We start from the raw sequence: 24,193 nt of genomic DNA, 5'->3' as shown, positions 1-24,193 counted from the left end.
CGATCTCAGGGCTCGCCGCCGAGGCTCTGCAGCTCGACCATGTCGCGATAGGGGCCGTCGGCGGCCATGAGTTCCTCGTGGGCGCCGGCCTCGACGACCACGCCGTCCTGCAGGACCAGGATCCGGTCGGCGCTCTTGATGGTGCTCAGGCGGTGAGCGATCACGAACGACGTCCGGCCCTTGAGCAGGCGTGCGAGGCTCTGCTGGATGAGCCGCTCGCTCTCGCTGTCGAGGTTGCTGGTCGCCTCGTCGAGGATGAAGATCCTCGGGTCGGCCAGGATGGCGCGGGCGATCGCCAGGCGCTGGCGCTGGCCGCCGCTGAGGCGGACCCCGCGCTCGCCGATGATCGTGTCGTACCCTTCGGGCATCCGCTCGATGAACTCGGCGGCGTTGGCGGCCTCGGCGGCCTCGATGATCCGTTCGCGCGAGGCCGAGCGGTCGCCGTAGCTGATGTTGTCGGCGATCGAACCGTCGAAGAGGAAGACGTCCTGCTCGACCACGCCCAGCAGGCGGCGGTAGCTCTCGACGTCGTACTCCGGCAGCGGCACGCCGTCGAGCTTCACCGACCCGAGCGTCGGGTCGTAGAACCGCGCGACCAGGTTGCAGAGCGTGGTTTTGCCCGACCCGCTGCGGCCCACCAGGGCGATCGTTTCGCCGGGCTCGACCTCCAGGTCGACGTCGCGGAGGACGAGCCGGTCAGAGCCCGGGTAGGCGAACGAGACGTCCTCGATGGTGATCCGGCCCTCGACGCTCCCCTTGTCGACCCGCAGGCTCCCCGGGCGGTCGGCCATCTCGCGGGGCTCGGCCAGCAGGTCGAGGACGCGGTCGAAGCCCGAGAGGTTGTTCTGGAACTGGGTGACGCTCGTCGCCAGGACGGCCATCGGTTCCAGCAGCATGGTCAGGTAGACCAGGAACATCATCATGTCGCCCAGCGAGAGCTTCCCGGCCAGCACCTGCGAGCCGCCGTAATACAGCAGGCCCACCGAGGCCAGCGGGACGATCAGCTCCCACACCAGCTCGACGACCCGCGAGACCCACCAGACGAACAGCTCCAGCCGGGCCATCATGTGGTTGGCGATCGTGAACCGGGTCGACTCCGACTTCTGGCGGCCGAACGCTCGAACGACCCGCATCCCGCCGAAGACCTCGGTGGCCTCGGCGTCGATCTGCTGGCGCTTCTTGCGGACCTCGCGGTAAATCGGCCGGATCCGGCGGTTCCAGAAGCGGTCCGAGACATAGAGCGCCGGCAGCAGCACGACGGCCCCCGCCAGCAGCCGCCAGTCGACCCAGGCCAGCACCAGCAGCCCGCCGATGAACTGGACGACGGCCCGCCAGGGGTTGTAGATCATGCTGAAGATCAACTCGCCCACGCCCCCGGCGTCTTCACGCAGGAGGCTCGCGGTCCCGCCCGACTTGAGGGCGTAGACTCGGTGCAGCGGCAGGCGCATGGCGTGGTCGTAGACCTTGCGGCGGACGTCGATCTGAACCCGCTTCGTGGTTCGGGTGGCGATCCAACGGCTCCACAGCCCGATGAACGTGGCGACGATCGTCACCCCGGCGACGACCGCCACCAGCATCTGGAGCCGGACCTGGGGCGACTCCGGAATCGGCACGGGCGACCACCGCGAGACGACCTCGGGGATCGGCCGGCCCATCAGGACGTAATCGATCGCCGCCTTGGTCGCCGCGGGGGGGATCAGCTTGAGGACGGTGCCCATCGACAGGAGCACGAGCGCCGACGCCAGGGCCGCGCGGCGGCCTTGCAACAGGCGGTACAGTTCGCGATAGAGTTCGGGGAGCGAGCGATGCCGCAGCGCCGGATGGTTGCGGTTGCGGTCGTCGAGCGGAGCCTCCTCGGGCTTGCGCTTGAGGGCCTCGCGCTGGGACCGCAGGAACGACCGGAATCCCCGGCGGCTGCCGGGCTGGTGGTGGTGCGAGGGAGAGGGCTGGCTCTTTTTGGCGGGCATCCTGGTCCTTACCGCATCGCTGCGGTGCGTTTATCCTGAGTATGGTCTCTGGGTGTTGTTTCTATTGTATGTTCTGGACGGCCGGCGGCGAGGGCAGATGGGGACGAAGGGGTTGATCGGCCTGTTCGGCCTGGCGACGCTCGGGGCCTCTGCGCTCCTGTTCGCGGTCCAGCCGATGATCGGCAAGATGCTGCTGCCGGCGTTTGGCGGGACGCCAGGGGTCTGGAACGCCTGCATGCTCTTCTTTCAGGCCGCGCTCCTGGCGGGTTACGCCTACGCCCATGCGGTCTCGAAGTGGCTGGGGCCTCGCGGTCGCGCCGTCCTGCACGGGCTGCTTGCGATCGGGTCGTTGGCCTTCCTGCCCGTCGTGATCGCCCCGGACGCCTCGCCGCCGACGGCCGGCGCCTGGGGGCCGGGGTTGTGGGTCTTCGGTCTTCTCGCGACGACGATCGGCCCTCCGTTCGTGCTGGCCTCGGCCTCGTCCCCCCTGCTCCAGCGCTGGTACGCCGAGGCTGGCGGCCGGAACCCGTTCGCCCTCTACGCCGCGAGCTGCGCCGGCAATCTGGGGGCCCTGGCCGCCTACCCGCTGCTGATCGAGCCCTTTTCGACGCTCGGCTGGCAGTCGCGGGCCTGGGCGGCGGGGTTCGGGCTCGCCACGGCGGCGATGCTCGGCTGCGGGATCGCCGCCGATCGCCGTTGCGCCGTCCTGGATCAGGCTGAATCGACGCATCGGACGACGCCCCGCGAGTTCGCCGGCTGGATGACGCTCGCCGGACTGCCGGTGATCTGGCTGCTGGCGGCGACCACTCATATCACCTCCGAACTGGCCCCGATGCCCCTGCTCTGGACGATCCCGCTGGGGCTGTACCTGGTTACGTACATCCTGGCCTTCGCCGGCGCGGGGGGATGGTGGGCGTCTCGACTGTCCCCGACGTTCCCCTGGCTGGCGACCGCCCTGGCCCTGGTGCTGGCGGCGGGCTTCGTGCACCTTCCCTGGATTCCCCTGCACCTGGCGACGTTCTTCGTCGCCGCCCTGCTCTACCACCACCGCCTGGCCGACTCCCGCCCCGAACCCGCGCGACTGACGACCTTCTATCTGGCCATCGGCCTCGGCGGGGCCCTCGGCAGTCTCTTCTGCGCGATCCTGGCCCCCTGGCTGTTCGACCGGATGCTTGAGTATCCGCTGGTTTTGGCGGTGAGTGCCCTGGTTCTACCCGGTTTGGACCGACACGGCTTTCCCCCCGCGAGGGGGGAAGGCCGCCTGGCGATACTCAGCGGCCTCCTCGTCCCATCCGTCATCCTCCTCGCCGGCGTCATTCTGACCAACCGGCCGGATGTGCGGGATTCGGCGGTCGGGGCGGTCTTGTTGACGTTGGCGGCTGGCTTGGGAGTGCTGGCGGTTTGGCGGGCAAGAAGCCGACCGTTCCGGTTCGGCCTGACCCTGGCGGCGCTCCTGCTGGCCGGCGGACTGGCGCCCGACCCGGGGGGCGAGGTCGTCCGACGGAGTCGCAACTTCTTCGGCCGGCTTCGGGTCCTGCACGAACCGGTCTCGGACGTCTTCCGCCTGATGCACGGGAGCACCCTGCACGGCCAGCAGGGGCGGTCGCCGGCGACTCGCGAGGAACCCTCCACCTACTTCACTCGATCGGGTCCGATCGGCGATCTTTTCACGGCGATGGTGGCGAACCTCGACCGCCCCGGGACTCGTGTCGGGGTGGTCGGCCTGGGAACCGGGACGCTCGCCTGCTACGCCCGGCCGGGTCAGGACTGGACGTTCTACGAGATCGACGACGCCGTGGTCCGGGCGGCCGAGGACGAAACTTGCTTTACCTACCTGGCCGACGCCCGCCGCCGCGGGGCCACGGTATCGACCGTCGAGGGGGACGCCCGCCTCCGCCTGGCTGCCGCGCCGGATGGCGGCTTCGCCTTGCTCGTCCTCGACGCCTTCAGTTCCGACGCCGTGCCGACCCACCTCCTTTCACGCGAGGCGATCGCCCTCTATCGCCGCAAGTTGGCTCCCGGCGGGATTTTGGCGTTCAACCTCTCGTGCCGGTTCCTGGACCTGCCGCCCCTCATGGCCGTCCAGGCCCGCGACGCCGGCCTTGCCTGTCTCGTCCGTCGCGATCTGAATATCCCCCCCGAAGCGAAAACCGCCGGCAAACTCCCATCGATCTGGGCCGTCCTGGCCGATCCCTCCTCCGCTCCGACCCTCCCACCGTCCTGGGCCGCCCCGAGCCTTCGCCCGGGCGCTTCCCCCTGGACCGACGACTACTCCGACCTGGCGACTTACCTCCGCCTGACCCCTCCCCGCGCGGCGGCTCCGATTGGGTTTGATCGCGCGGCTTTGGAAGGACCTTCAATCTCGATTCCACGCGGTGAAAACCAGGGGTTATCGGCCGCTCGACGCCGCTGAGAAATCGGCTTCGTTCGGTCGCTTTCCCGCGACGGAACCGTCGGCCAGCCGGCTCATGGCGCTGACGAACCAACCGGATTTTCAAGGAACGTCGGACATCCTCTATCTCAGAACATGATTCACGATTCGTAATTCTGTCCGGTGTTTTTCGGCCCTCCCTGGGGTTTGTCGGCGGAATCGATCAAGGTGCGGCGGCGTTCGGAACGAAGTAGATTCGATACGAAGCATCGGCTAAGATGGATTCTCCTTGAACAGGTGTTGGACGTTTGCGCGCCGAAGGCCGGGGAGCGTCGCCGCATGGGTGCCGTTTCGGAGAGGCGGATGCGCGGGGTGGGTCTGATCGCGACGCTGGCCGTCGCGGTCGTCTCGGCGCGCGCCGTAGCCGGAGAAGGTGAGAGCGACGCCGCCGATCCCCGGGCTCAGGCTGAGCGCATCCGGTTCTTCGAGCAGGAGATCCGGCCGATCCTGGCGACGAAGTGCCAGTCCTGCCACGGAGCCGAGAAGCAAAAAGGCGGCCTGCGGCTAGACTCGCGTGAAGCGCTCCTGCAAGGCGGCGAGACCGGGCCGGCCGTCGCGCCCGGGAAGCCCGACGAGAGCCCGCTGATCGAGGCCGTCCGTTACGAGGGGCTGGAAATGCCCCCGAACGGGAAGCTGGAAGACAAGCAGGTCGCCGCCATCGCCCGCTGGGTCGCCGAGGGGGCCGCCTGGCCGGCCGAACCCGCCGCCGCCAAGGCCGACGCCCCCCGCCCCAAGATCGAGAAGGCCGACGCCTCGTTCTGGTCGTTCCGGCCGCTCAAGCAAGTCGAACCGCCGGGACCCGAGACGTTCGCGGCGACTCCCTGGGCGAACTGGGGCCGCACGCCGGTCGACGCGTTCGTCCTCAAGGGCCTGCTGGAACACGGGCTGACTCCCGCCCCCGAGGCCGACAAGCGAGCCCTGATCCGCCGCGTGACCTTCGACCTGACCGGCCTGCCCCCCACCCCCGCGCAGGTGGACGCCTTTCTGGCCGACGACTCGGCCGACGCCTATGAGAAGGCGGTCGACCGGCTGCTGGCCTCGCCCGACTACGGCGACCGCTGGGGCCGCCACTGGCTGGACGTCGTCCGCTACGCCGAATCCGACGGCCACAACAAGGACGATTACCGCCCCGACGCCTGGCGGTTCCGCGACTACGTCGTCCGTTCCATGAACGCCGACAAGCCCTATGACCGCCTCGTCGCCGAGCAACTCGCCGGCGACGAGCTGGCCCCGACCGACCCCGACGCCCTGGTCGCGACCGGCTTCCTGCGGATGGGTCCCTACGAATACAACCAGCGCGACGTTCGCGGCCAGTGGAACGACATCCTCAACGAGGCGACCGACGTGGTCGGCGAGGCCTTCCTCGGCCTGAGCGTCGGCTGCGCCCGCTGTCACGACCACAAGTTCGACCCGATCGCCCAGGCCGACTACTACCGCCTCCGGGCGTTCCTCGCCCCGATCCTCCCCAACGATTCGCTCGCCCTCTACACGGCCGCCCAGAAGGCCGAGCACGACGCGAAGTACGCCGAGTGGGAGGAGGCCTCGGCCGAGGTCCGGGCGAAGATCGCCGAGATCGAGAAGCCCTACCGCCAGAAGAAGGCAGCCACGGCGGTCAGCCTGTTCACGGCCGACCTCCAGACACTGCTTGCCACGCCCGACGAGAAGCTCTCCCCCTACGACCGCCAGATCAAGGCTCTGGCCAATCGCCAGGTCATCGAGGACGGCGACGATCCGCTGACCGCCACGACGATCAAGACGGCCGACCGCCCCCGCTGGCAGGCGCTGATCGACGAGTTGAAGACGTTCAACTCGATCAAGCCCGCCCCGCTGCCGGTGGCGATGGGAGTCCGGGACGTCTGCGTCGAGGCTCCGCCCACCACGATCCCCGGCGGTCGCAAGGGGACGACGCCGATCGAACCGGGGTGTCCGTCGGTCTTCGACCCGGCCCCGACCGCCGTCTCGCCCTGCTCGTCGGCGCCGGCGTCGACGGGGCGCAGATCGGCGCTGGCGGCCTGGATCAACCGGCCGGACAACGCTCTGACGAACCGGGTGATCGTCAACCGCGTCTGGCAGTACCACTTCGGCCGGGGGATCGTCGCGACCTCGAACGACTTCGGCAAGCTGGGCGAGCTGCCGTCGCACCCCGAATTGCTCGACTGGCTGGCGCGTCGGTTCGTCGCCGACGGCCGTCGGTTCAAGGAGCTGCATCGGCTGATGGTCACGTCGGCCGCTTACCGCCAGTCGGCCTTCCGGCCCGAGAGCGAGGTCGAGGCCTCCGTGCTCGTCGACCCGGCGAACAAGCTGCTCTGGAAGCGGCCCGTCCGTCGCCTGGAGGCCGAGGCGATCCGCGACGCCATGCTGGCCGTCTCCGGCGAACTGGCCCCCTCGAACGGCGGCCCCCCCGCCGACGCGATCACGAGCCCCCGCCGCTCGGTCGAATGCAAGGTGATCCGCAACAAGCGCGACGCCGTCCTCGACGCCTTCGACGCGCCCGACGCCTTCAACAGCGCGGGGCTCCGCAACACGACCACGACCGTCACCCAGACCCTCCTGCTCATCAACGGCCCCTGGACGCTCGACCGCGCCAAGGCCCTGGCCGCCCGCCTCACCCGCGAAGCCGGCGAAAGCCCCCGCGAGCGCGTCGCCCTGGCCTACCGCCTGGCCCTCGGCCGAGCCCCCGACGAAGACGAGGCCGCAGCCGGCGAAGCCTTCCTCCGCCGCGGCGACGAGAAGCAGGCGATCGTCGATTACTGTCACGTGCTGCTGAATTCGAGCGAGTTTTTGTACGTGGATTGAACGAGCGAGGTCTTTCGGCTTCCCGACAGCCGGCCTGGTCCAAGTCCCCTCTCCCGCCGGGAGAGGGTGGCCCAAAGGGCCGGGTGAGGGTCGTCGGGGGGTAGGCATAGCGTGGGGTTTAGGGTTCACGAGACCGACGCAGACTCCGAAATCCGACGACCCTCACCCGCCGCTGCGCGGCTGCCCTCTCCCGGCGGGAGAGGGGACTTGGAATGCCGCTCCGTTTTTGTGCAGAACAGTGTCGCCCTTCGGGGCGCCTTCCTCGGGGAAGGCCAGGAGCCGCAGAAACCATGACCCCCAACAACCCCGCCGCTCCGATCCCCCACAGCAAGACGCCTTCCACGCGCCGGGAGTGGCTCCTCCGGGCGGCCGGCGGTTTCGGCGCCTTGCCGCTCCTGGACCTGCTCGCCCGCGACGTCGCCGCTACCGAGAACGTCGTGATCCCCGGCGCGCCTTCGAACGCCCCCTGGACGCGGCCGGCGACGGCCAAGAGCGTCATCTTCCTGTTCATGGAAGGGGGGCCGAGCCACATGGACCTGTTCGACCCCAAGCCGCTCCTGAACAAGCTGGCGGGCAAGCCGATCCCCTCCAGCTTCAAGCCGGTCATCACCCCGATGGGCGAGTTCTACTCGCCGATCCTCCCCTCGCGGCGCAAGTGGAAGCAGTACGGCGAGTCCGGCGCGTGGGTCTCCGACTGGCTGCCGCACACGGCCGAATGCGTGGACGACCTGGCGATCATCCGGTCGTGCTGGGCCGACGGCCTGAACCACGTCAACGGCGTCTGCCAGATGAACACCGGGTCGACCCGCAGCGGCCGGCCCTCGCTGGGGAGTTGGGTCAGCTACGGCCTGGGGACCGAGAACCAGGACCTCCCCGGCTACGTCGTCCTCCACGACTACCCCAAGTCCACCGTGGCCGGCGGCCCGCGCAACTGGGGGACCGGCTTCATGCCGGCGACCCACCAGGGAACCCGCATCGACGCCGGCGACGTGCCGATCGCCAACCTCCGGCCGCCTGTGGGCGTTGCCGGAGGCCGCCAGGAGGCCAAGCTCGCCCTGCTGGACCAGCTCAACCGCCGCCACATGGACGACCGCCGCGACCAGACCGAGCTGGACGCCCGCATCAAGAGCTATGAATTGGCCTTCCGCATGCAGGCCGAGGCCCCCGAGGCCGTCGACCTCTCGCGCGAGACGGCCGAGACCTTCGACCTCTACGGCATCAACGACCCCGTCACCGAGAGCATGGGCCGCAACTGCCTGCTCGCCCGCCGCCTCGTCGAGCGCGGCGTCCGGTTCGTGCAGCTTTACTGCGGCGCGGGCTCCAAGTGGGACTCGCACTCCGACCTGGAAGGCAACCACGGCAAGTGCTGCCGGTCCAGCGACAAGCCCGTCGCCGGCCTGATGAAGGACCTCAAGCGCCGGGGCTTGCTCGACCAGACCCTCGTCATCTGGGGCGGCGAATTCGGCCGCACGCCGATGTCCGAAAAGGGGGACGGCCGCGACCACAACGCCAACGGCTTCACCATGTGGATGGCCGGCGGCGGCGTGAAGCCCGGCATCACCCTGGGCGCCACCGACGAGGCCGGCCTGCACGCGATCGAGGACCGCCTGCACGTCCACGACCTCCACGCCTCGATCCTCCACCTCCTGGGCGCCGACCACACCAAGCTCATCTACCGCCACCAGGGCCGCCCCGAACGCCCCACCATCAACGAGGGTCAGGTCTGCACCAAGTTGATGGCGTGAAAGCCTTTTGACCACAATCCGCATTGACTCGATCCCGGCCCTCAGCAACACTCTCGGTCAGATGGATGGTCCCATCCTCGGGGTACCGAAGAGACTCGCCAGGGAGGGCGTCAAAGTGCGCCATATCGCACTCGTTTGGGTTATGCTCGTTAGTCTTTCGCTTGGCGTGCCGTTTTTCGACTCGAGCTCGTACGGCTCGTCGTACAAGGTTACGGTCCTCAGCGACTCTAGCGGCACTGTGTACCCGACACAGCTCAACAATCTGGGCCAGGTGACTGGAACTTACTGGCAAGTCTATCCGACGTCGCAGGAGATGCTGTACAAGAATCAGCCCTACTTCTACGACCCGAACGCGGGAGGCCGAGTGACGTTGCCGGCAATTATTTCACCGGCGAACGGCGATCCAGGCCGCTATAACCTCCGGTACGCCGGGTCGACTTTCAGCGGCCTCAACGACAAAGGCCAAGCGGTCGTCGGCTCCAGCAACGGGGCGGAGCTGTATAATTCCTCATCGGGCCAGTACACGAACGTCTTCGGGCAGGCCGGGCTTCTTACCAACTCCGGCGAGATCATCGCTTCAAGAGCGGTGGGGACGGTTGGCGGCATGACGAACTACGTTCCGTCGTCCTACCAGAACGGCGTGTGGAAGGATCTGGGGCTTCCCGAGGGGGCCATCGGGGCGAAAGTACAGGCAATCAATAACGCGGGCGATGTGCTGGTTCAGGCAACGATGAATTCCAGCAACGTATTCGCGCAATCGTTCGTCCTGAGAAATGAGACCTGGACGGACCTGGGGTCTTTCCACGGGCAGGCGATCAACGACCAGGGGGCTGTCGCCGGCTATATTGTCAGCGGCGAGTTGGCCCACGCAGCACTGCGGGCCGCGGACGGCACGACGACCGATCTCGGTATGTTGTCGGGCAATACGTACGGTATAGCTTATGGGATCAACAATCACGGAGACGTCGTCGGCCGTTCGTCAACGCCGGGGAAATCAAGCTTCGATACGGATCAGGGGTTTCTCTATCACGACGGTGTGATGACCAACCTCAACGACTTGATCGATCCCGCGAGCGGATGGAGGATATTGGGGGCGTCTGCAATCAATGATCTTGGCCAGATCCTGGCTTCGGCGAGGAACTTCAGCTTCCCGGGTACCTATGCGGAAGTACTGCTGACCCCGGGCGACCTCTCCACGCCTCCCGACGCCGTCTTCCCGGAACTCCCTTACACACCGGTCCCCGAGCCAACAACGCTGATGGTTTTCGGAGCCATGGCCGTGGGTGTCGGCCTCGCTAGGCGACGTCGGGAGGGCTGAGCTACGCAAGGCGGGGTGGATCGTTGACGCAACACCGAGGGGGACGGAGAATCGAGCCGTTTTCCCCCCTTCGCGCGAACCCCGTGCGGGGGCCCTGCCCCGATCCCCTCGCTCGGAGGCCCCGATGCGGTCCTTCCTCGTTGCCCTCGCCTTTTCGTCGATCGTCGGCGCGGTCGCCGCGGACGACGCCTCTTACACGCTGCACAAGCAGTCCCGCCGACCCATCGCCGCCGATCCGGCGAAGTTCGAGATGGTCTCGACGACCGCTAGTTGGGAGCCGTCGAAGACCGCTCTGATCGTCTGCGACGTCTGGGACGACCACTATTGCCGAGGGGCCGCGCGGCGGGTCGGCGAGATGGCCCCGGTCCTCAACCGAGTGATCGCCGAGGCCCGCGCGAAGGGCGTGCTGATCGTCCATTCGCCCAGCGGCTGCATGGACGTCTACAAGGACCACCCCGCTCGGCTGCGGGCGAAGAACGCCCCCCAGGCCGCCGACGTCCCCAAGGACGTCGCCTTGTGGTGCTACAAGATCCCCGCCGAGGAGCGCGGGACGTATCCCCTGGATCAGACCGACGGCGGCTGCGACTGCGGCCCGCGCTGCAAGGAGTACGTCGCCTACAAGAAGCAGAACCCGGCCATCGAGATCCGCGACGAGGACGCCATCAGCGACTCCGGCGTCGAGGTCTGGAACCTGCTCGCCTCGCGGGGCGTCGAACACGTCCTGATGACGGGCGTTCACACGAACATGTGCGTTCTCGGCCGCCCGTTCGGCCTCCGCAACCTGGCGAAGAACGGCAAGGACGTGGTGCTCATCCGCGACCTGACCGACACGATGTACAACTCGCGGAAATGGCCCTACGTCTCCCACTTCGAGGGGACGAACCGGATCGTCGAGCACATCGAGAAGTTCGTCTGCCCGACGATCCTCTCGACCGACCTGACCGGCCGCCCGGCGTTCGCCTTCAAGCCCGAGGACCGCCCCCGCGTCGTCTTCGTGATCGGCGACGACGAATACAACACGGCCGAGACCCTCCCCGCCTTCGCCGCCGCCGAGCTTGAACCCAGGGGCATCCGCTGCACGTTCGTCATCGCCGACCCCAAGAACCCCCACGACTTCCCCGGCGTCGAAGCCCTGGCCGACGCCGACCTGCTCTTCATCAGCGCCCGCCGCCGAGCGCCGACGAACGAGCAACTGAAGCTCATCAAGGACTACGTCGCCTCGGGCAAGCCGGTGATCGGCATCCGCACGGCCAGCCACGCCTTCAACACCAAAGGCAAGGGGCCGAAAGACCACGCCGAATGGCCCCAACTCGACGCCGACGTCCTGGGCGGCAATTACGCCGACCATCACCCCAAGGGCATCGTCCCCACCATCACCCGCGCGCCGTCGGCCAAGGGACATCCGATCCTCGACGGCGTCGCCGTGAGCTTCACGGCCAAGGGGTCGCTCTACAAGACCAGCCCGCTCGCCCCGACGACGATCCCGCTCCTGATCGGCGCGATCCCCAATCAGCCCGAAGAGCCCGCGGCCTGGGTCAACCTCAAGGGGAACCAGCGCGTTTTCTACACCTCGCTGGGCGCGCCCGGCGATTTTGAAAACCCCTCCTTCCGCCGCCTCCTGCGCAACGCCGTCTTCTGGGCCGTCGACCGCCCCGCCCCCGGCGATCCCGCCGCGCCGGCGACCTCGTTCAAGACGCCCGACGACCTGGCCGTCGACCTCGTCCTGAGCGAGCCGACGATCCGCCAGCCCGTGAACATCAATTTCGACGAGCGCGGCCGGATGTGGGTCGTCGAGTACGCCCAGTATCCGCACCCAGCCGGCCTGAAGATCCTCAGCCGCGACGGCGTCTGGCGCGTGGCCTATGACAAGGTCCCCCAGCCGCCGCCGAATCACGTCCGAGGATTGGACCGGATCACGATCCACGAAGACACCGACGGCGACGGCTCATACGACCGCCACAAGACGTTCGTCCAGGGCCTGAACCTGGCCACGTCCGTCGCACGCGGGCGCGGGGGCGTGTGGGTGACGAACCCGCCGTACCTCCTCTTCTACCCCGACCGCGACAACGACGACGTCCCCGACGGCGATCCCGAAGTCCGCCTGACGGGCTTCGGCCTGGAGGACACCCACTCGGTCGTCAACAGCCTGACCTGGGGCCCCGACGGCTGGCTCTACGCGACGCAGGGGAGCACGGTCTCCGGCCACGTCTCGCGCCCGGGCCTCGACGACGGCCGCGAGCCCGTCCGCTCGCTGGGCCAGCTCGTCTGGCGCTACCATCCCGAGAAGCGGTTGTATGAGGTCTTCGCCGAAGGGGGCGGCAACGCCTTCGGCGTGGAGGTCGACGCGCGTGGCCGGATTTTCTCCGGCCACAACGGCGGCGATACGCGGGGGTTCTACTACGTCCAGGGGGCGTATCTTCAGAAGGGGTTCGACAAGCACGGGCCGCTCTCCAACCCCTACGCCTTCGGCTACTTCCCGGCGATGAAGCACGCCAAGACGCCGCGGTTCACGCACGACTTCCTCATCTATCAGGGCGGGCGGCTTCCATCGAGTTATGACGGAATGCTGCTCGGCGTCGCCCCGTTGCTGAATCACGTCGTCATGAGCCGAGTCATCCCGGACGGTTCGACGTTCCGCACCGAGGACGTCGGTCATGCGATGACGACCGACGACGCCCGGTTCCGCCCCGTCGACCTGACGACGGGCCCCGACGGCTTTGTGTACGTCGCCGACTGGCACGACTCGTACGTCAGCCACCTCAAGAACAACGAAGGGCTGGTGGACGTGGACACGGGCCGCATCTACCGACTGCGCCCCCGCGACGCGAAGCCGGGTGGCGCGGCCGTCGACCTGTCCCGGCTCTCCTCGCGTGAACTGGTCGACCGGCTCGACGACCCGAACCGCTGGGTCCGCTTCACGGCGCTGCGGTTGATCGGCGATCGCAAGGACGCGTCGATCGCGGCCGAATTGCGGGAGCGACTCAAAGGCGGCCGGGCGCTGGAGGCCCTTTGGGCGTTGAACCTCGTCGGCGGGCTGGACACGCCGACGACGCTCGCCGCCCTGCATCACGACGATGAGTCGGTCCGGTCGTGGGCCGTTCGATTGGCCTGCGACGACGGCAAGCCGGCGGCGGAGGTCGTCCAGGCGATCACCGCGACGGCCGCGACCGAGCCGAACGTCGAGGTCCGCGCGCAAATGGCGGCCTCGGCCAGGCGATTGCCGGCGCGCGAGGCGCTGGCGGTCGTCGCCCCCCTGCTCCGCCGGGGCGAGGACGCGACGGACATCCAGATTCCGCTGCTGCTCTGGTGGGCCGTCGAGGCGAAGACGACGACCGATCCGGAAGCCGTCCTCTCCCTCTTCACCGATCCCGCGACCTGGGACGCGCCGATCGCCGCATCGACGATCGAGGAGCGGTTGATGCGTCGCCTGGCCGCGGCCGGCGGGCGCAAGGATCTGGAGGGCTGCGTCCGGCTGCTGGATTCGGCGCCCAGCCCCGCGCACGTCGCCCGGCTGATGACTGGGCTGGAAGCCGCCTTCATGGGACGCTCCACGGCGGGGCTCCCGCCCAAGCTGGCCGAGGCGATGGAGCGTCACGGCGGCTCGTCGGTCGTCCTGGGCCTGCGACGCGCGAAACCGGAGGCCGTCGCCGAGGCGATCAAGACCCTCGCCAGTCCCACCGGCGACCGCGAGAAGCAACTCCAGTACCTCCGGGTCCTGGGTGAAGTCCGCGTCGACGCCTGCCGGCCCGCGATCGAGTCCATCGCCCGCAACTCGCCCGTCAATCCGCTCCGCTCGGCGGCCTTCGGGGCGCTCGCCGTGTACGACGATCCAGCGATCGCCGACGAGGTCCTGGCGGTTTATCCGTCACTCTCCGACGATCTTTTGTCCTCAGCCTGGGGTCTGCTGGCGACCCGTCGCGCCTGGGCGGCGAAGTTCCTTGAGGCCGCGAACGACGGGCGGATCGACCCGAAGACAATCCCCCGCGAGGTCGTCGCGCGGCTCCGGGCATTGAAGGATGCAAAGGTCGACGCCCTGGCCGACCGCGCGTTCGGCGCAGCCCCTGCCACGCCGGCCGACTTCAAGGCCAAGGTCGCCCGGCTGGCCGAAGTCGCCCGCGCCGGCGGCGGCGTCCCCAAGGCGGGGCGGACGATCTACCAGGAGCGTTGCGAACGCTGCCACGCCCTGTTCGGCAAGGGAGGGAAGGTCGGGCCCGAGTTGACCTCGTTCCGCCGCGACGACGTCGACGTGCTTCTGCCGGCGCTCGTCGCCCCATCGGCCGAGATCCGCGAAGGCTACGTCCCCTACACGCTCGCCACCACGGACGGCCGCGTCTTCGCCGGCGTCTGCGCTGACATGGACCCGAACGTCATCGTCCTGCGCACGTCTGACGGAGAGGAACGCACCTTCGCCCGTACCGACGTCGAGGCGTTCGAGCCCTCGAAGACCTCCATCATGCCGGAGGGCCTGCTCGACGACCTGTCCGACGCCCAGCTTCGCGACCTGCTCGCGTACCTCCGCGTCAGCCAGCCGATCATCGACAAGTAACGACGACCTCCATGATCCGCCGCACTTTCTCCGCCGTGACGCCCGACCAGTCGAGGGTGGAGCCGTCTCGTGGGTTGAACGTGCAGGAGCTTCCGACGGCGTCGACGGCCGCGGAACCGAGGTGAACCTCGCGCGCGGCCGTGCGGCGGACCACGGCCGGGAGATTCGCCAGCGAGAGCCGGCCGGCGACGATCACGCCGATGCGGTCGCCGGCCTGAGCGATCAGGCTCGCCAGAGCGTCCGCGCCTTCCTCGGCCGAAGGCCGGCCTCCGGAGGTCAGCACGCGGTCGACTCCCAGGTCGATCAGCGTTTCGAGGGCCTCGCCGAGGTCGGGCGTTTGGTCGAACGCCTTGTGGAACGTCACGCTCATCGGCCGGGCGAGTTCGACGAGGCGGGCGGTCTCGTCGCGGTCGATCGTCCCGTCGCGATGCAGCGCGCCGATCACCACGCCCGAGGCGCCCAGGCGGCGGGCCGCGTCGACGTCGTCGCGCATCGCGGCCCACTCCGGATCGTTGGGGACGAAGTCGCCGGCGCGAACGCGGATCAGGACGTGGACGGGGATCGTCAGACGGCGGCAGGCCTCGGCGATCGTCCCCGCGCTGGGGGTCGTCCCGCCGACCTCCAGACGGTCGCAGAGTTCCACCCGGTCGGCGCCCCCTTCGCCCGCCGCCAGCGCGGAGCGCAGGTCGCCGACGCAGATCTCGACCAGCGGATGGGATCTTGGAGTGTTGGTCTCGTCATTCATAGGGGAGGATCGGTTTTGCTGGGTGCCATGGCCGCCCTTGGGTGGCCATGGACCGGCGAGGGATGGTCGCGAGACCGTCGCCGATCGCATGCCCACGGCGAGAGTGGGCATGGCACCCAGGAGGCACTTCCGACTCTTACCGACGGGTCGCGTTTTACTTTCCACGCGATAGGAAGTTGGTCTTCGCCAGGTCGACGACCGACTCGCCGCGGCCGTCAATAACGGCCCGGATGAGATAGAGGCTGAAGCCCAGCGCCTGTGAGGCCGAGATCGACGGCGGCATGGCGAGTTCCTGGCGGTTGACCACGATGTCGACGAGGGCTGGGCCGTCGTGGGCGAACGCCTGCTGGAGCGCGGGGCGGACGTCGACGGGGTCCTCGACGCGGAGGCCCATGATGTCGGCCGACTGCGCCAGCCTGGCGAAGTCCGGGTTGACCAGGTCAGTGCCGTATTCGAGGAGTCCGGCGGCCTTCATCTCCAACTCGACGAAGCCGAGCGAGCCGTTGTTGAAGACGACGACCTTGGCTGGGAGCTTGAGCTGTCGGAGCGTCAGCAGGTCGCCCAGCAGCATGGCCAGGCCGCCGTCGCCGCTCAGGCTCACCACCTGTCGCCCCGGATGCGACGCCTGCGCGCCCACGGCCTGCGACAGGGCGTTGGCCATCGAGCCGTGGCTGAACGATCCAAGCAGACGACGACGGCCGTTCATATGCAGATAACGCGCGGCCCAGATCGTCGGCGTGCCGACGTCGCAGGTGAACACGGCGTCGTCGGCGGCCAGGGCGTTGATCTCCCTGGCGACGTACTGAGGGTGGATCGGCTTTCGTCCCGGCGAGCCGACGGCCAGATCGTCCAGGCTCTCGCGGGTTTTCGCGTAGTGTTCCAGGCAGTCGTCCAGGTAAGTGCGGTCGGGCTTGTTCGTCAGGAGCGGCGACAGTGCGGTCAGCGTTTCCTTGACGCCGCCGATCAGACCCAGGTCGACGCGGGTGCGACGACCGATCTGCTCGCCGCGGACGTCCACCTGCACGATCTTCGCGCCGGTGGGGTAGAACTGCGGGTAGGGGAAGTCGGTCCCCAGCATCAGCAGGGCGTCGCAGTTCATCATCGCGTGGTAGCCGGAGGAGAACCCCAGCAGGCCGGTCATGCCGACGTCGAACGGGTTGTCGGGCTCGATGTGCTCCTTGCCCCGCATCGCGTGGACGATCGGCGCCTTGAGCTGGCTTGCCGTTTGCATCAACTCGTCATGCGCCCCCGCGCAGCCCGCGCCGCCGAGGATCGCGACGCGGTCGGCCGTGTTCAGGAGGTCGGCCGCGGCGGAGATCGATTCCGACGGCGGCTGAACCAGCGAGGGCGAGTAGTCCATCGCCAGGAACGCGGGCCTGGCCGAGGTGCTCCGCAGGGCGACGTCGCCGGGGAGGATCACGACGGCCACGCCCTTCCTGGCGATCGCCGTTCTCATGGCGATCCCCAGCACGCGAATCGCATGCTCGGCCTGGGAGATGAACTCGCAATAATGGCTGCAATCCTTGAACAGAAGCTGAGGGTTGGTCTCCTGGAAGTAGTTTGAGCCCAACTCGCTGCTGGGGATCTGCGCGGCGATGGCGAGGACCGGGACCCGGCTGCGGTGGCAGTCGTACAGTCCGTTGATGAGGTGCATGTTCCCTGGCCCGCAACTGCCCGCGCAGACGGCCAGTTCGCCCGTCAGGTGAGCTTCGGCCCCGGCCGCGAAGGCGGCGACCTCCTCGTGCCGGACGTGCATCCAGTCGATCCCCTCGCGGCGGCGGATCACTTCGGTGATCCCGTTCAGCGAGTCGCCGACCACCCCATAGACCCGCCTCACCCCCGCCGCGACGAGGGTGTCGACGAAGACTTCGCTGACCGATTGCGCCATCGCTTCTCCTCCTTCGTCGTTGATCGTACTTCTGGTGGATGGGACGCATTTTAGGGGACGTAGGGGTGATTGCCAGCAAATCCCAAGCCGTTAGGACGATCTGGAATTGCCGGCGGTACCGCCGGAGTTCCGTATCGAAGGCCGATTGAAGCTTCGCAGCCCCGCGGCGACGGCCATTTCTCGCTGGCGACCACGACGGCGGGTGATGTAGGATGTGTCGCGACACAAGCCGTCGTCCGGGCTCGATCCATCATCCACGGATCGCAGCGGGTCGGCCGATCGGCGTCGCCTTCTCACTGGCGGCGCGTGACGGTCGGGTCGACCGGCCGGATGGCATCTCCACTCATCCAGTCATCAGGAGATTTTGCCGTGACCGAGCGACCTTGCGCGAACGACGGGGCGAGTCGACGTGAGTTTCTGAAGGGATCCGCCGTCGCGGCGGTTGGGGCCGCGGCTTCCTGGGCGCCGATGGTCCACGCGGGCGGCAGCGACACGATCAAGGTCGGCCTCGTCGGCGCCGGCGGTCGAGGCACGGGGGCGGCGGAACAGGCTCTTTCGGCTGACAGCGGGACCAAGCTCGTCGCGATCGGCGACCTGTTCGGCGATCGACTGGCCGAGTGCGTCTCAGCGCTGAAGGGCTCGTCGGTCGGCTCGCGGGTCGTGGCCGACAAGGACCACTGCTACACCGGGTTCGACGCCTACAAGAACGTCATCGATCAGGTCGACGTCGTCGTCCTGGCCACGACGCCCCACTTCCGCCCCCTCCACACCGCCTACGCCGTCGAGAAGGGCGTCCACGCCTTCGTTGAGAAGCCGATGGCGGTCGACGGCCCCGGCCTCCGCAAGTTCCTCAAGGCCGTGCAGGACGCCAAGGCCAAGAACGTCTCCATCGTCAACGGCTTCTGCTGGCGCTACCACCCGCCGCGCCGGGCCACCATGCAGCAGGTCTTCGACGGCCAGATCGGTGAGATCCGGACGATCGAGACCACGTACAACTCGCAGGGCGTCTGGGAACCCCGCAAGACCCGTGAACAGTGCGGGTCGGACATGGAATACCAGCAGCGCAACTGGTACTACTACACCTGGCTCTCCGGCGACCATATCGTCGAGCAGGCCATCCACGGCCTGGACACCATGGCCTGGGCGATGCGCGACAAGCTCCCTGAGCGCTGCTTCGGCGTCGGCGGCCGGACCGTGCGGACCGATCCGAAGTACGGCAACATCTATGACCACTTCTCGATCGTCTACGAGTACGAGAACAACGTGCGCGGCTATCACCAGTGCCGCCACTGGGTCAATTCGGCCAACCGCGTGAAGGACTACATCCTGGGGAGCGACGGTACGGCCGACGTCTTCGGGAACTCCCTCAGCGGCAAGAACAAGTGGCGCTATCGCGACACCGGCGACACCAAGAAGTACGACATGTACCAGGTCGAGCACGACGAGATGTACGCCGCGCTCCGGGCCGGGAAGATCCTCAACAACGGCGAGCAGGCCGCGTCCTCCACGCTGCTGGGCCTGATGGGCCGCGCCGCCGCGTATACCGGGGAGATCGTCACCCCGCAGCAGATCCTCGACTCGGCCCAGGACCTCAGCCCGCCGTCGTACGCCTTCGGCCCCGACCCGCTGCCGGTCGCGCCGATCGCCGTCCCCGGCTTTACCAAGCTGAGCTGAGTTGAGTTGACCAAGATCAACGTGCGCCGCCCATCGCGGGCGGCGCACGCTTTACCTGGTCGTCGCGGCGCGTTGTAATTCGGGGAGACGCTCCTTCGCGGGCTCTCTCCGCGTCGCAACAGGAACGACGACCATGTCGGACATCCCTCTCGACGAGCCAGCCGTCCCGCTCGATCCCCCTCCGGAGCCGGATTTCACCCGGGCGCCGGAGGCTGTCGCGGCCGCGGCCGCCGAACCGGTGGTTCCGTCGGCCGTGGACCTTCACGTGAAGCTCGGTCCGTTGCAGGACCCGGGCGTCTCGCGCCCACGCGCTGCACAGGTCTGGGCGTGGGCCCTGGCCGGCGGCGGCCTGGCGGGACTGGCGTCGTGGACGATCGGAGAATTCCTGCTCAACTGGTTCGTGCCAGATTCACAACTGGCCGAAGCCGTTACAACGGCGCTCACCCACAACACGGCCGCGGCCTTCGGGCTGTTGGGTGGGCTGATGGGCCTTCTGCTGGGCGTCGCCGGGGCGATGATCCGGCAGTCTTCGCGGGCGGCCGTCGCGGCGGGGCTGATGGGGCTCGTCCTGGGGGCCGCGGCGGGGGCGGCGGCCTCGATGGCGGTCGTGCCCGTCTACGCGAAATACCTGGGCCAGGCTGAAACGCAGGCTCACGCAATCCTCTACGCCTCGCTGGCGCTGGGCGCCGTCTGGGCGGCGATCGGCGCGGCGGGAGGCATGGTGTTCGGGGCAGGCATGGGCGGGTGGAAACGCGCCACGCTCGGCCTGGTCGGCGGTGTGCTGGGGGGACTGCTGGGCGCGGCTGCGTTCGAACTGGTCGCAACGGTCGCATTCCCCCAGTCGGGCGCCACACGACCGATCTCCGACAGCCGGGAGTCGCGGCTGGTGGCCCGCGCGTTGGCCGCCCTGTTCATATCGGCGGGCGTCGCGCTGTTCGTCGCGCCGACGAGGTTTGAAGAGGAACACGAGCCGACCCCGGGCGCGTGACGACCTCGCCCCTTCCCTTTCCGGTCGGGTTCGACGATGATCGGAAGGCCGGCCGGAGGCCCACGGAGTGGCCGCACGCACGGCGACGCGGCCGGAATCAAGCTCCGAGGGATCATGGCGAGCTACGACCCCGACTTCCACGGCGTCGACAGAGATAAGGCGCCGCCTACGTACGACCCCGAGCCTCGGGGCCGCGGCTGTCTCTTCTACGGCTGCGTCACGGCGATCGTCCTTTCGGTTCTGCTGGCGCTGGGACTGGCCTTGAGCGCCCTCGTCGCCTACCGGACGATGATCAAATATCGCGACATGTACACGGCTCTGCAGCCGGTCCCGCTGCCGAAGCTCCAGCTTTCGGAGCCGGAGCGGAAGCAGGTCGTCGAGCGGGCGTCGGCCTTTCGAGACGCCGTCGAGGACGGGAAGGACGTCGAGCCGCTGACCCTCACCGGCGACGACCTCAACGCCCTGATCCAGGAGGAGCCCGAACTCAAGGACCGGGTCTTCCTGGCTCTGGAAGGGGACAGGATCAAGGCCAAGGTCAGCGTCCCCCTGGACGAGCTTTCGGACGTCAGCCTGGTCAAGGGGCGGTTCTTCAACGGCGAGGCCGACGTCAAGCTGAGGCTTCGGAACGGGTCGCTGAAAATCGAGGCGGTCTCCATGCTCGTCGACGGCAAGCCGTTGCCGGGGTTTGTGCGCGACGTGATCACCAAGTCGAACATCTTCCTCGACGACGATGACGACGAGGACGAACAAGAGGACCGCCACGACCCGGAATTCGAGCGTCGGCTCAAGGGGATGCTCCGCCATATCGCCTCGATCGAGGTCAAGGACGGCGTCATGATCGTCACCCCTCGGACGCCCTCGCGACGTGAGGAGGACGCCCCCAAGAATCACAAACCGGACCCGGCGCCTCCGCCGCCGGAGCCCGCTCCCGCCCCGCCTCCTCCGGCCGGGCCGCCGTCGCCTCCGCCCGTTCCCGCAGCCACCTCCTCTCTCTGATCGCGAGACGCGTTCAGCGGCTCTTCATGGATGATCGATGATCAACGACCTGAGTACGGTCTCCCGAATCCAGATCAAGGACAGCGAAAGATGATGACGACGAAGCGCCGCGCGATCCTTTCGATCGCGGCGGTCCTTGGAACGATCGCCGCCCCGGCGGGCGCGTTCGCTCAGGCGAAAGGGCCTCTCCAGGAGGTCGCCTCGGTGGAGGGGATCACGGAATACCGCCTTCCCAATGGGATGCGGGTCCTCCTCTTCCCGGATCAGTCCAAGCCCAAGGTGACGGTCGCCCTGACGGTGTTCGTCGGCTCGCGGCACGAGGGCTACGGCGAGACCGGCATGGCCCACCTGCTGGAGCACATGGTCTTCAAGGGGACCCCCGACCACCCGAACATCCCCGGCGTCTTCAAGGAGCGCGGGGCCCAGTTCAACGGCACCACCAACAGCGACCGGACCAACTACTTCGAGTCTCTGACATCCTCCGACGACAACCTGGAGTTCGCCGTCCGGCTCGAGGCCGACCGCATGGTCAACAGCCCGATCAAGGCCGAGGACCTGGCGACCGAGTTCTCCGTCGTCCGCAACGAGTTCGAGCGCGGCGAGAACAGCCCGATGCGGATCCTCTCGCAGCGGATCGAGTCGGCCGCGTTCGACTGGCACAACTACGGCAAGTCGACCATCGGCAACCGCTCGGACATCGAGCGCGTGCCGGTCGACAACCTGCGGGCCTTCTACAAGAAGTACTACCAGCCCGACAACGCGATGCTCGTCGTGGCCGGCAAGTTCGACGTGGATAAGGCCAAGGAGTACGCCGTCAAGTACTTCGGCGCCCTGCCGAAGCCCGAGCGTGAACTCCCCAAGACCTACACCGAAGAGCCTCCCCAGGACGGCGAGCGCACCGTCACCCTGCGGCGCATCGGCGACGTCGGCATGCTGGGGATCGCCTACCACGTCCCGTCGGGTCCGCAAGACGACTTCCCGGCGCTCCGCGTCCTGGGCGACGTCCTGACGACGCGGCCCTCGGGTCGGCTGTACAAGGCGTTGATTGAGACTCGCAAGGCGGCCAACGTCTTCGCCGGCGCCCGGGCCAACCACGACCCGAGCCTCTTCCAGGTTCTCGCCGAGGCCAACACCAAGGACCGCGCCGAGTTGGACAAGATCCGCGACGTGATCTACGCCGAGCTTGAGAAGGTCGCCAAGGAGGGCGTGACGGCCGAGGAGGTCGACCGCGCCAAGCGACGCTACGCCAAGAACTTTGAGATGCAGTCGGCCGACCCCAACTCGATCGCCCTGAATCTCTCCGAGTGGGCCGCGCAGGGCGACTGGCGGCTCTACTTCCTGGCCCGCGACCGGATGGAGACCGTTACGCCCGAGGACGTGAAGCGCGTCGCCGCCGCGTACTTCGAGCCCAGCAACCGGACGGTCGGCTACTTCCTGCCGTCGGACAAGGCCGAGCGGACGCCGATCCCCGGCAACCCGGACGTCGCCAAGCTGGTTGACAACTACAAGGGCCGTGAGTCGAAGTCGGCCGGCGAGGCGTTCGACGTCACCCCCGCGGCAATCGAGGCCCGCGTCCAGCGGCCGTCCGAGATCGAGGGCGTGAAGCTCGCCCTGCTCCCCAAGAAGACCCGCGGCGAGGCCGTCCGCCTCACCCTGCGGCTCCACTACGGTGACGCCGAAAGCCTCAAGGGGCTCGTCGAGGCCTCCGAATTCCTGGGTTCGCTGATGAGCCGGGGCGGCACCAAGAACTTGACCAAGCTGCAGCTTCAGGACGAGCTGGACAAGAACTTCGCCACGATCGGCGGCGGCGGCGGGCTGGGCTCGATCCAGTTCGGCGTGACGACCCGTCGGGCCAACCTGCCGGCGGCGCTGGAGCTTCTCCGCCAGGTCCTCCGCGAGCCCCTGCTCCCCGAGGCCGAGTTCGAGGTCCAGAAGACCGGCGCCCTCGCCGGGCTGGAAGCCTCGCGCACCGAGCCCGGAACGCTGGCCGGCGAGAAGCTGGCGAAGATCCAGTCGAAGTACCCGCCCGACGACGTCCGCTACGAGCCGACCACCGACGAGAGCATCGCCCGGCTCAAGGCGACGACCATCGAGCAGATCCGCAAGATCTACAACGAGTACCTGGGCGCGAGCCACGGCGAGCTGGCGATCGTCGGCGACTTCGAGCCTTCGGAAATCATGCCGATCCTGGAGAAGACGCTCAAGGGTTGGAAGTCCGACAAGCCCTACGCGCGGATCGAGCGGCCCTATCAGCCCGGCCTGACGCCGGAGACCGTGGCCATCGAGACGCCCGACAAGGCGAACGCCGTCTACCAGGCCCGGATGCTTTTCCCCCTCAAGGACGACGCTCCGGACTACCCGGCCCTGGCCCTGGGGAACTTCATCCTGGGCGGAGGCTCGATCTCGTCGCGGATCGCCGACCGGCTTCGCGGCAAGGGGGGCCTGTCCTACTCGGCCGGCTCAAGCTTCAACGCCTCGCCGCTCGACCCGCGGGCCTCGCTGGGAGTCTCGGCGATCTACAACCCGATGAACGTCTCCAAGGTGGAGGCGGGCGTCCGCGAGGAGATCGAGCGGATCGTCAAGGAAGGCGTCACCGAGGAAGAGCTGAAGCAGGCGAAGGACGGCTGGCTCCGCCGCCAGGAGATCAGCCGTACCGAGGACGGCTCGCTGGCCGGCGACCTCGCCCAGAACCTCTACCTGGGCCGCACGCTCCAGTTCGACGCCGACCTCGAAGCCAAGGTCAAGGCCCTCGACGTGGCGGCCGTCAACGCCGCGATCAAGAAGTACGTCGACTTCTCGAAGTTCTCCGTCGTCACCGCCGGCGACTTCAAGGCCGCCGAGAAGAAGTGACCCCGGCTCTCTAACCGGACCGACCGCTTCCGGGCGGCGCGCGTCGAGCCCCTCCGGCTCGGCCCGCGCCGCCCTTGGCGTTTCGTGAGAATCGCCTCTCTCGGTCACCCGCTGGTCCGCCCCGGCTGGGAACCGCCAGGCTCATCAACGACCACCCGCTGACGCCCGAAACCGGCTTCGAATTGGGTTCGCTCGCCGTATGTTCGAGGCTGTTGGACGGCGGTTAACGTGTTATTGTTATGGGCTTTG

The 24,193-nt window shown here is 68.1% G+C and carries 12 protein-coding genes; 9 read left to right on the top strand and 3 right to left on the bottom strand.

Annotated elements, in window-relative coordinates:
- Positions 1 to 5: 5 nt before the first annotated feature.
- On the bottom strand, positions 6 to 1,967 hold the full coding sequence (locus tag G5C50_RS26020; protein WP_165073899.1) for an ABC transporter ATP-binding protein: 1,962 nt from the start codon (positions 1,965 to 1,967) through the stop codon (positions 6 to 8).
- Positions 1,968 to 2,064: 97 nt separating this feature from the next.
- Between G5C50_RS26020 and G5C50_RS26015 the strand changes: the two genes are divergently transcribed.
- The 5 genes from G5C50_RS26015 (at position 2,065) to G5C50_RS25995 (ending at position 14,803) form a co-directional block, all read left to right on the top strand.
- Complete coding sequence (locus G5C50_RS26015) at positions 2,065 to 4,380, top strand: fused MFS/spermidine synthase (protein ID WP_165073898.1); 2,316 nt, start codon at positions 2,065 to 2,067, stop codon at positions 4,378 to 4,380.
- Between the two features lie 297 nt (positions 4,381 to 4,677).
- Positions 4,678 to 7,194 carry a PSD1 and planctomycete cytochrome C domain-containing protein gene (locus G5C50_RS26010; protein WP_165073897.1) on the top strand — a complete coding sequence of 839 codons (2,517 nt, stop codon included), beginning with the start codon at positions 4,678 to 4,680 and terminating at the stop codon, positions 7,192 to 7,194.
- A 290-nt stretch (positions 7,195 to 7,484) separates the two neighbouring features.
- The gene (locus G5C50_RS26005; protein WP_165073896.1) at positions 7,485 to 8,939 is read left to right on the top strand and encodes a DUF1501 domain-containing protein; all 1,455 of its coding nucleotides are present in this window, start codon (positions 7,485 to 7,487) and stop codon (positions 8,937 to 8,939) included.
- 115 nt (positions 8,940 to 9,054) lie between these two features.
- Positions 9,055 to 10,257: a PEP-CTERM sorting domain-containing protein gene (locus G5C50_RS26000; protein ID WP_165073895.1), complete on the top strand. Its 1,203-nt coding sequence runs from the start codon at positions 9,055 to 9,057 to the stop codon at positions 10,255 to 10,257.
- A gap of 124 nt (positions 10,258 to 10,381) precedes the next feature.
- Positions 10,382 to 14,803: a PVC-type heme-binding CxxCH protein gene (locus G5C50_RS25995; RefSeq protein ID WP_165073894.1), complete on the top strand. Its 4,422-nt coding sequence runs from the start codon at positions 10,382 to 10,384 to the stop codon at positions 14,801 to 14,803.
- Here the strand turns inward: G5C50_RS25995 and G5C50_RS25990 are convergent.
- Entirely contained in the window at positions 14,790 to 15,548 is a 759-nt protein-coding gene (locus G5C50_RS25990; protein WP_165073893.1) for a copper homeostasis protein CutC, read from the bottom strand. The genes G5C50_RS25995 and G5C50_RS25990 overlap by 14 nt on opposite strands.
- A gap of 154 nt (positions 15,549 to 15,702) precedes the next feature.
- Positions 15,703 to 17,436 carry a ubiquinone-dependent pyruvate dehydrogenase gene (poxB, locus tag G5C50_RS25985; protein ID WP_165073892.1) on the bottom strand — a complete coding sequence of 578 codons (1,734 nt, stop codon included), beginning with the start codon at positions 17,434 to 17,436 and terminating at the stop codon, positions 15,703 to 15,705.
- Positions 17,437 to 17,805: 369 nt separating this feature from the next.
- On the opposite strand from poxB, the gene G5C50_RS25980 reads away from it, so the two are divergent.
- From G5C50_RS25980 to G5C50_RS25965, 4 genes are all read left to right on the top strand, one after another.
- On the top strand, positions 17,806 to 19,110 hold the full coding sequence (locus G5C50_RS25980) for a Gfo/Idh/MocA family protein (protein WP_240907368.1): 1,305 nt from the start codon (positions 17,806 to 17,808) through the stop codon (positions 19,108 to 19,110).
- Between the two features lie 133 nt (positions 19,111 to 19,243).
- Positions 19,244 to 20,098 (top strand): hypothetical protein, encoded by an 855-nt coding sequence (locus G5C50_RS25975; protein WP_165073890.1) that lies wholly within the window; start codon positions 19,244 to 19,246, stop codon positions 20,096 to 20,098.
- 114 nt (positions 20,099 to 20,212) lie between these two features.
- The gene (locus G5C50_RS25970; RefSeq protein ID WP_165073889.1) at positions 20,213 to 21,094 is read left to right on the top strand and encodes a hypothetical protein; all 882 of its coding nucleotides are present in this window, start codon (positions 20,213 to 20,215) and stop codon (positions 21,092 to 21,094) included.
- Positions 21,095 to 21,184: 90 nt separating this feature from the next.
- Positions 21,185 to 23,944: a M16 family metallopeptidase gene (locus G5C50_RS25965; protein ID WP_206107859.1), complete on the top strand. Its 2,760-nt coding sequence runs from the start codon at positions 21,185 to 21,187 to the stop codon at positions 23,942 to 23,944.
- Positions 23,945 to 24,193: the final 249 nt, after the last annotated feature.

It is taken from the genome of Paludisphaera rhizosphaerae, assembly GCF_011065895.1.
Taxonomy (GTDB): domain Bacteria; phylum Planctomycetota; class Planctomycetia; order Isosphaerales; family Isosphaeraceae; genus Paludisphaera; species Paludisphaera rhizosphaerae.
Note: the sequence above shows the minus strand (reverse complement) of the source record. Positions and strands in the feature narration are given on the sequence as shown.

Bases quoted from the DNA above. Each gene is read 5' to 3' on its own strand.
- G5C50_RS26020 (WP_165073899.1), bottom strand. From the start codon at position 1,967: ATGCCCGCCAAAAAGAGCCAGCCCTCTCCCTCGCACCACCACCAGCCC.
- G5C50_RS26015 (WP_165073898.1), top strand. From the start codon at position 2,065: ATGGGGACGAAGGGGTTGATCGGCCTGTTCGGCCTGGCGACGCTCGGG.
- G5C50_RS26010 (WP_165073897.1), top strand. From the start codon at position 4,678: ATGGGTGCCGTTTCGGAGAGGCGGATGCGCGGGGTGGGTCTGATCGCG.
- G5C50_RS26005 (WP_165073896.1), top strand. From the start codon at position 7,485: ATGACCCCCAACAACCCCGCCGCTCCGATCCCCCACAGCAAGACGCCT.
- G5C50_RS25995 (WP_165073894.1), top strand. From the start codon at position 10,382: ATGCGGTCCTTCCTCGTTGCCCTCGCCTTTTCGTCGATCGTCGGCGCG.
- G5C50_RS25990 (WP_165073893.1), bottom strand. From the start codon at position 15,548: ATGAATGACGAGACCAACACTCCAAGATCCCATCCGCTGGTCGAGATC.
- poxB (WP_165073892.1), bottom strand. From the start codon at position 17,436: ATGGCGCAATCGGTCAGCGAAGTCTTCGTCGACACCCTCGTCGCGGCG.
- G5C50_RS25975 (WP_165073890.1), top strand. From the start codon at position 19,244: ATGTCGGACATCCCTCTCGACGAGCCAGCCGTCCCGCTCGATCCCCCT.
- G5C50_RS25970 (WP_165073889.1), top strand. From the start codon at position 20,213: ATGGCGAGCTACGACCCCGACTTCCACGGCGTCGACAGAGATAAGGCG.
- G5C50_RS25965 (WP_206107859.1), top strand. From the start codon at position 21,185: ATGATGACGACGAAGCGCCGCGCGATCCTTTCGATCGCGGCGGTCCTT.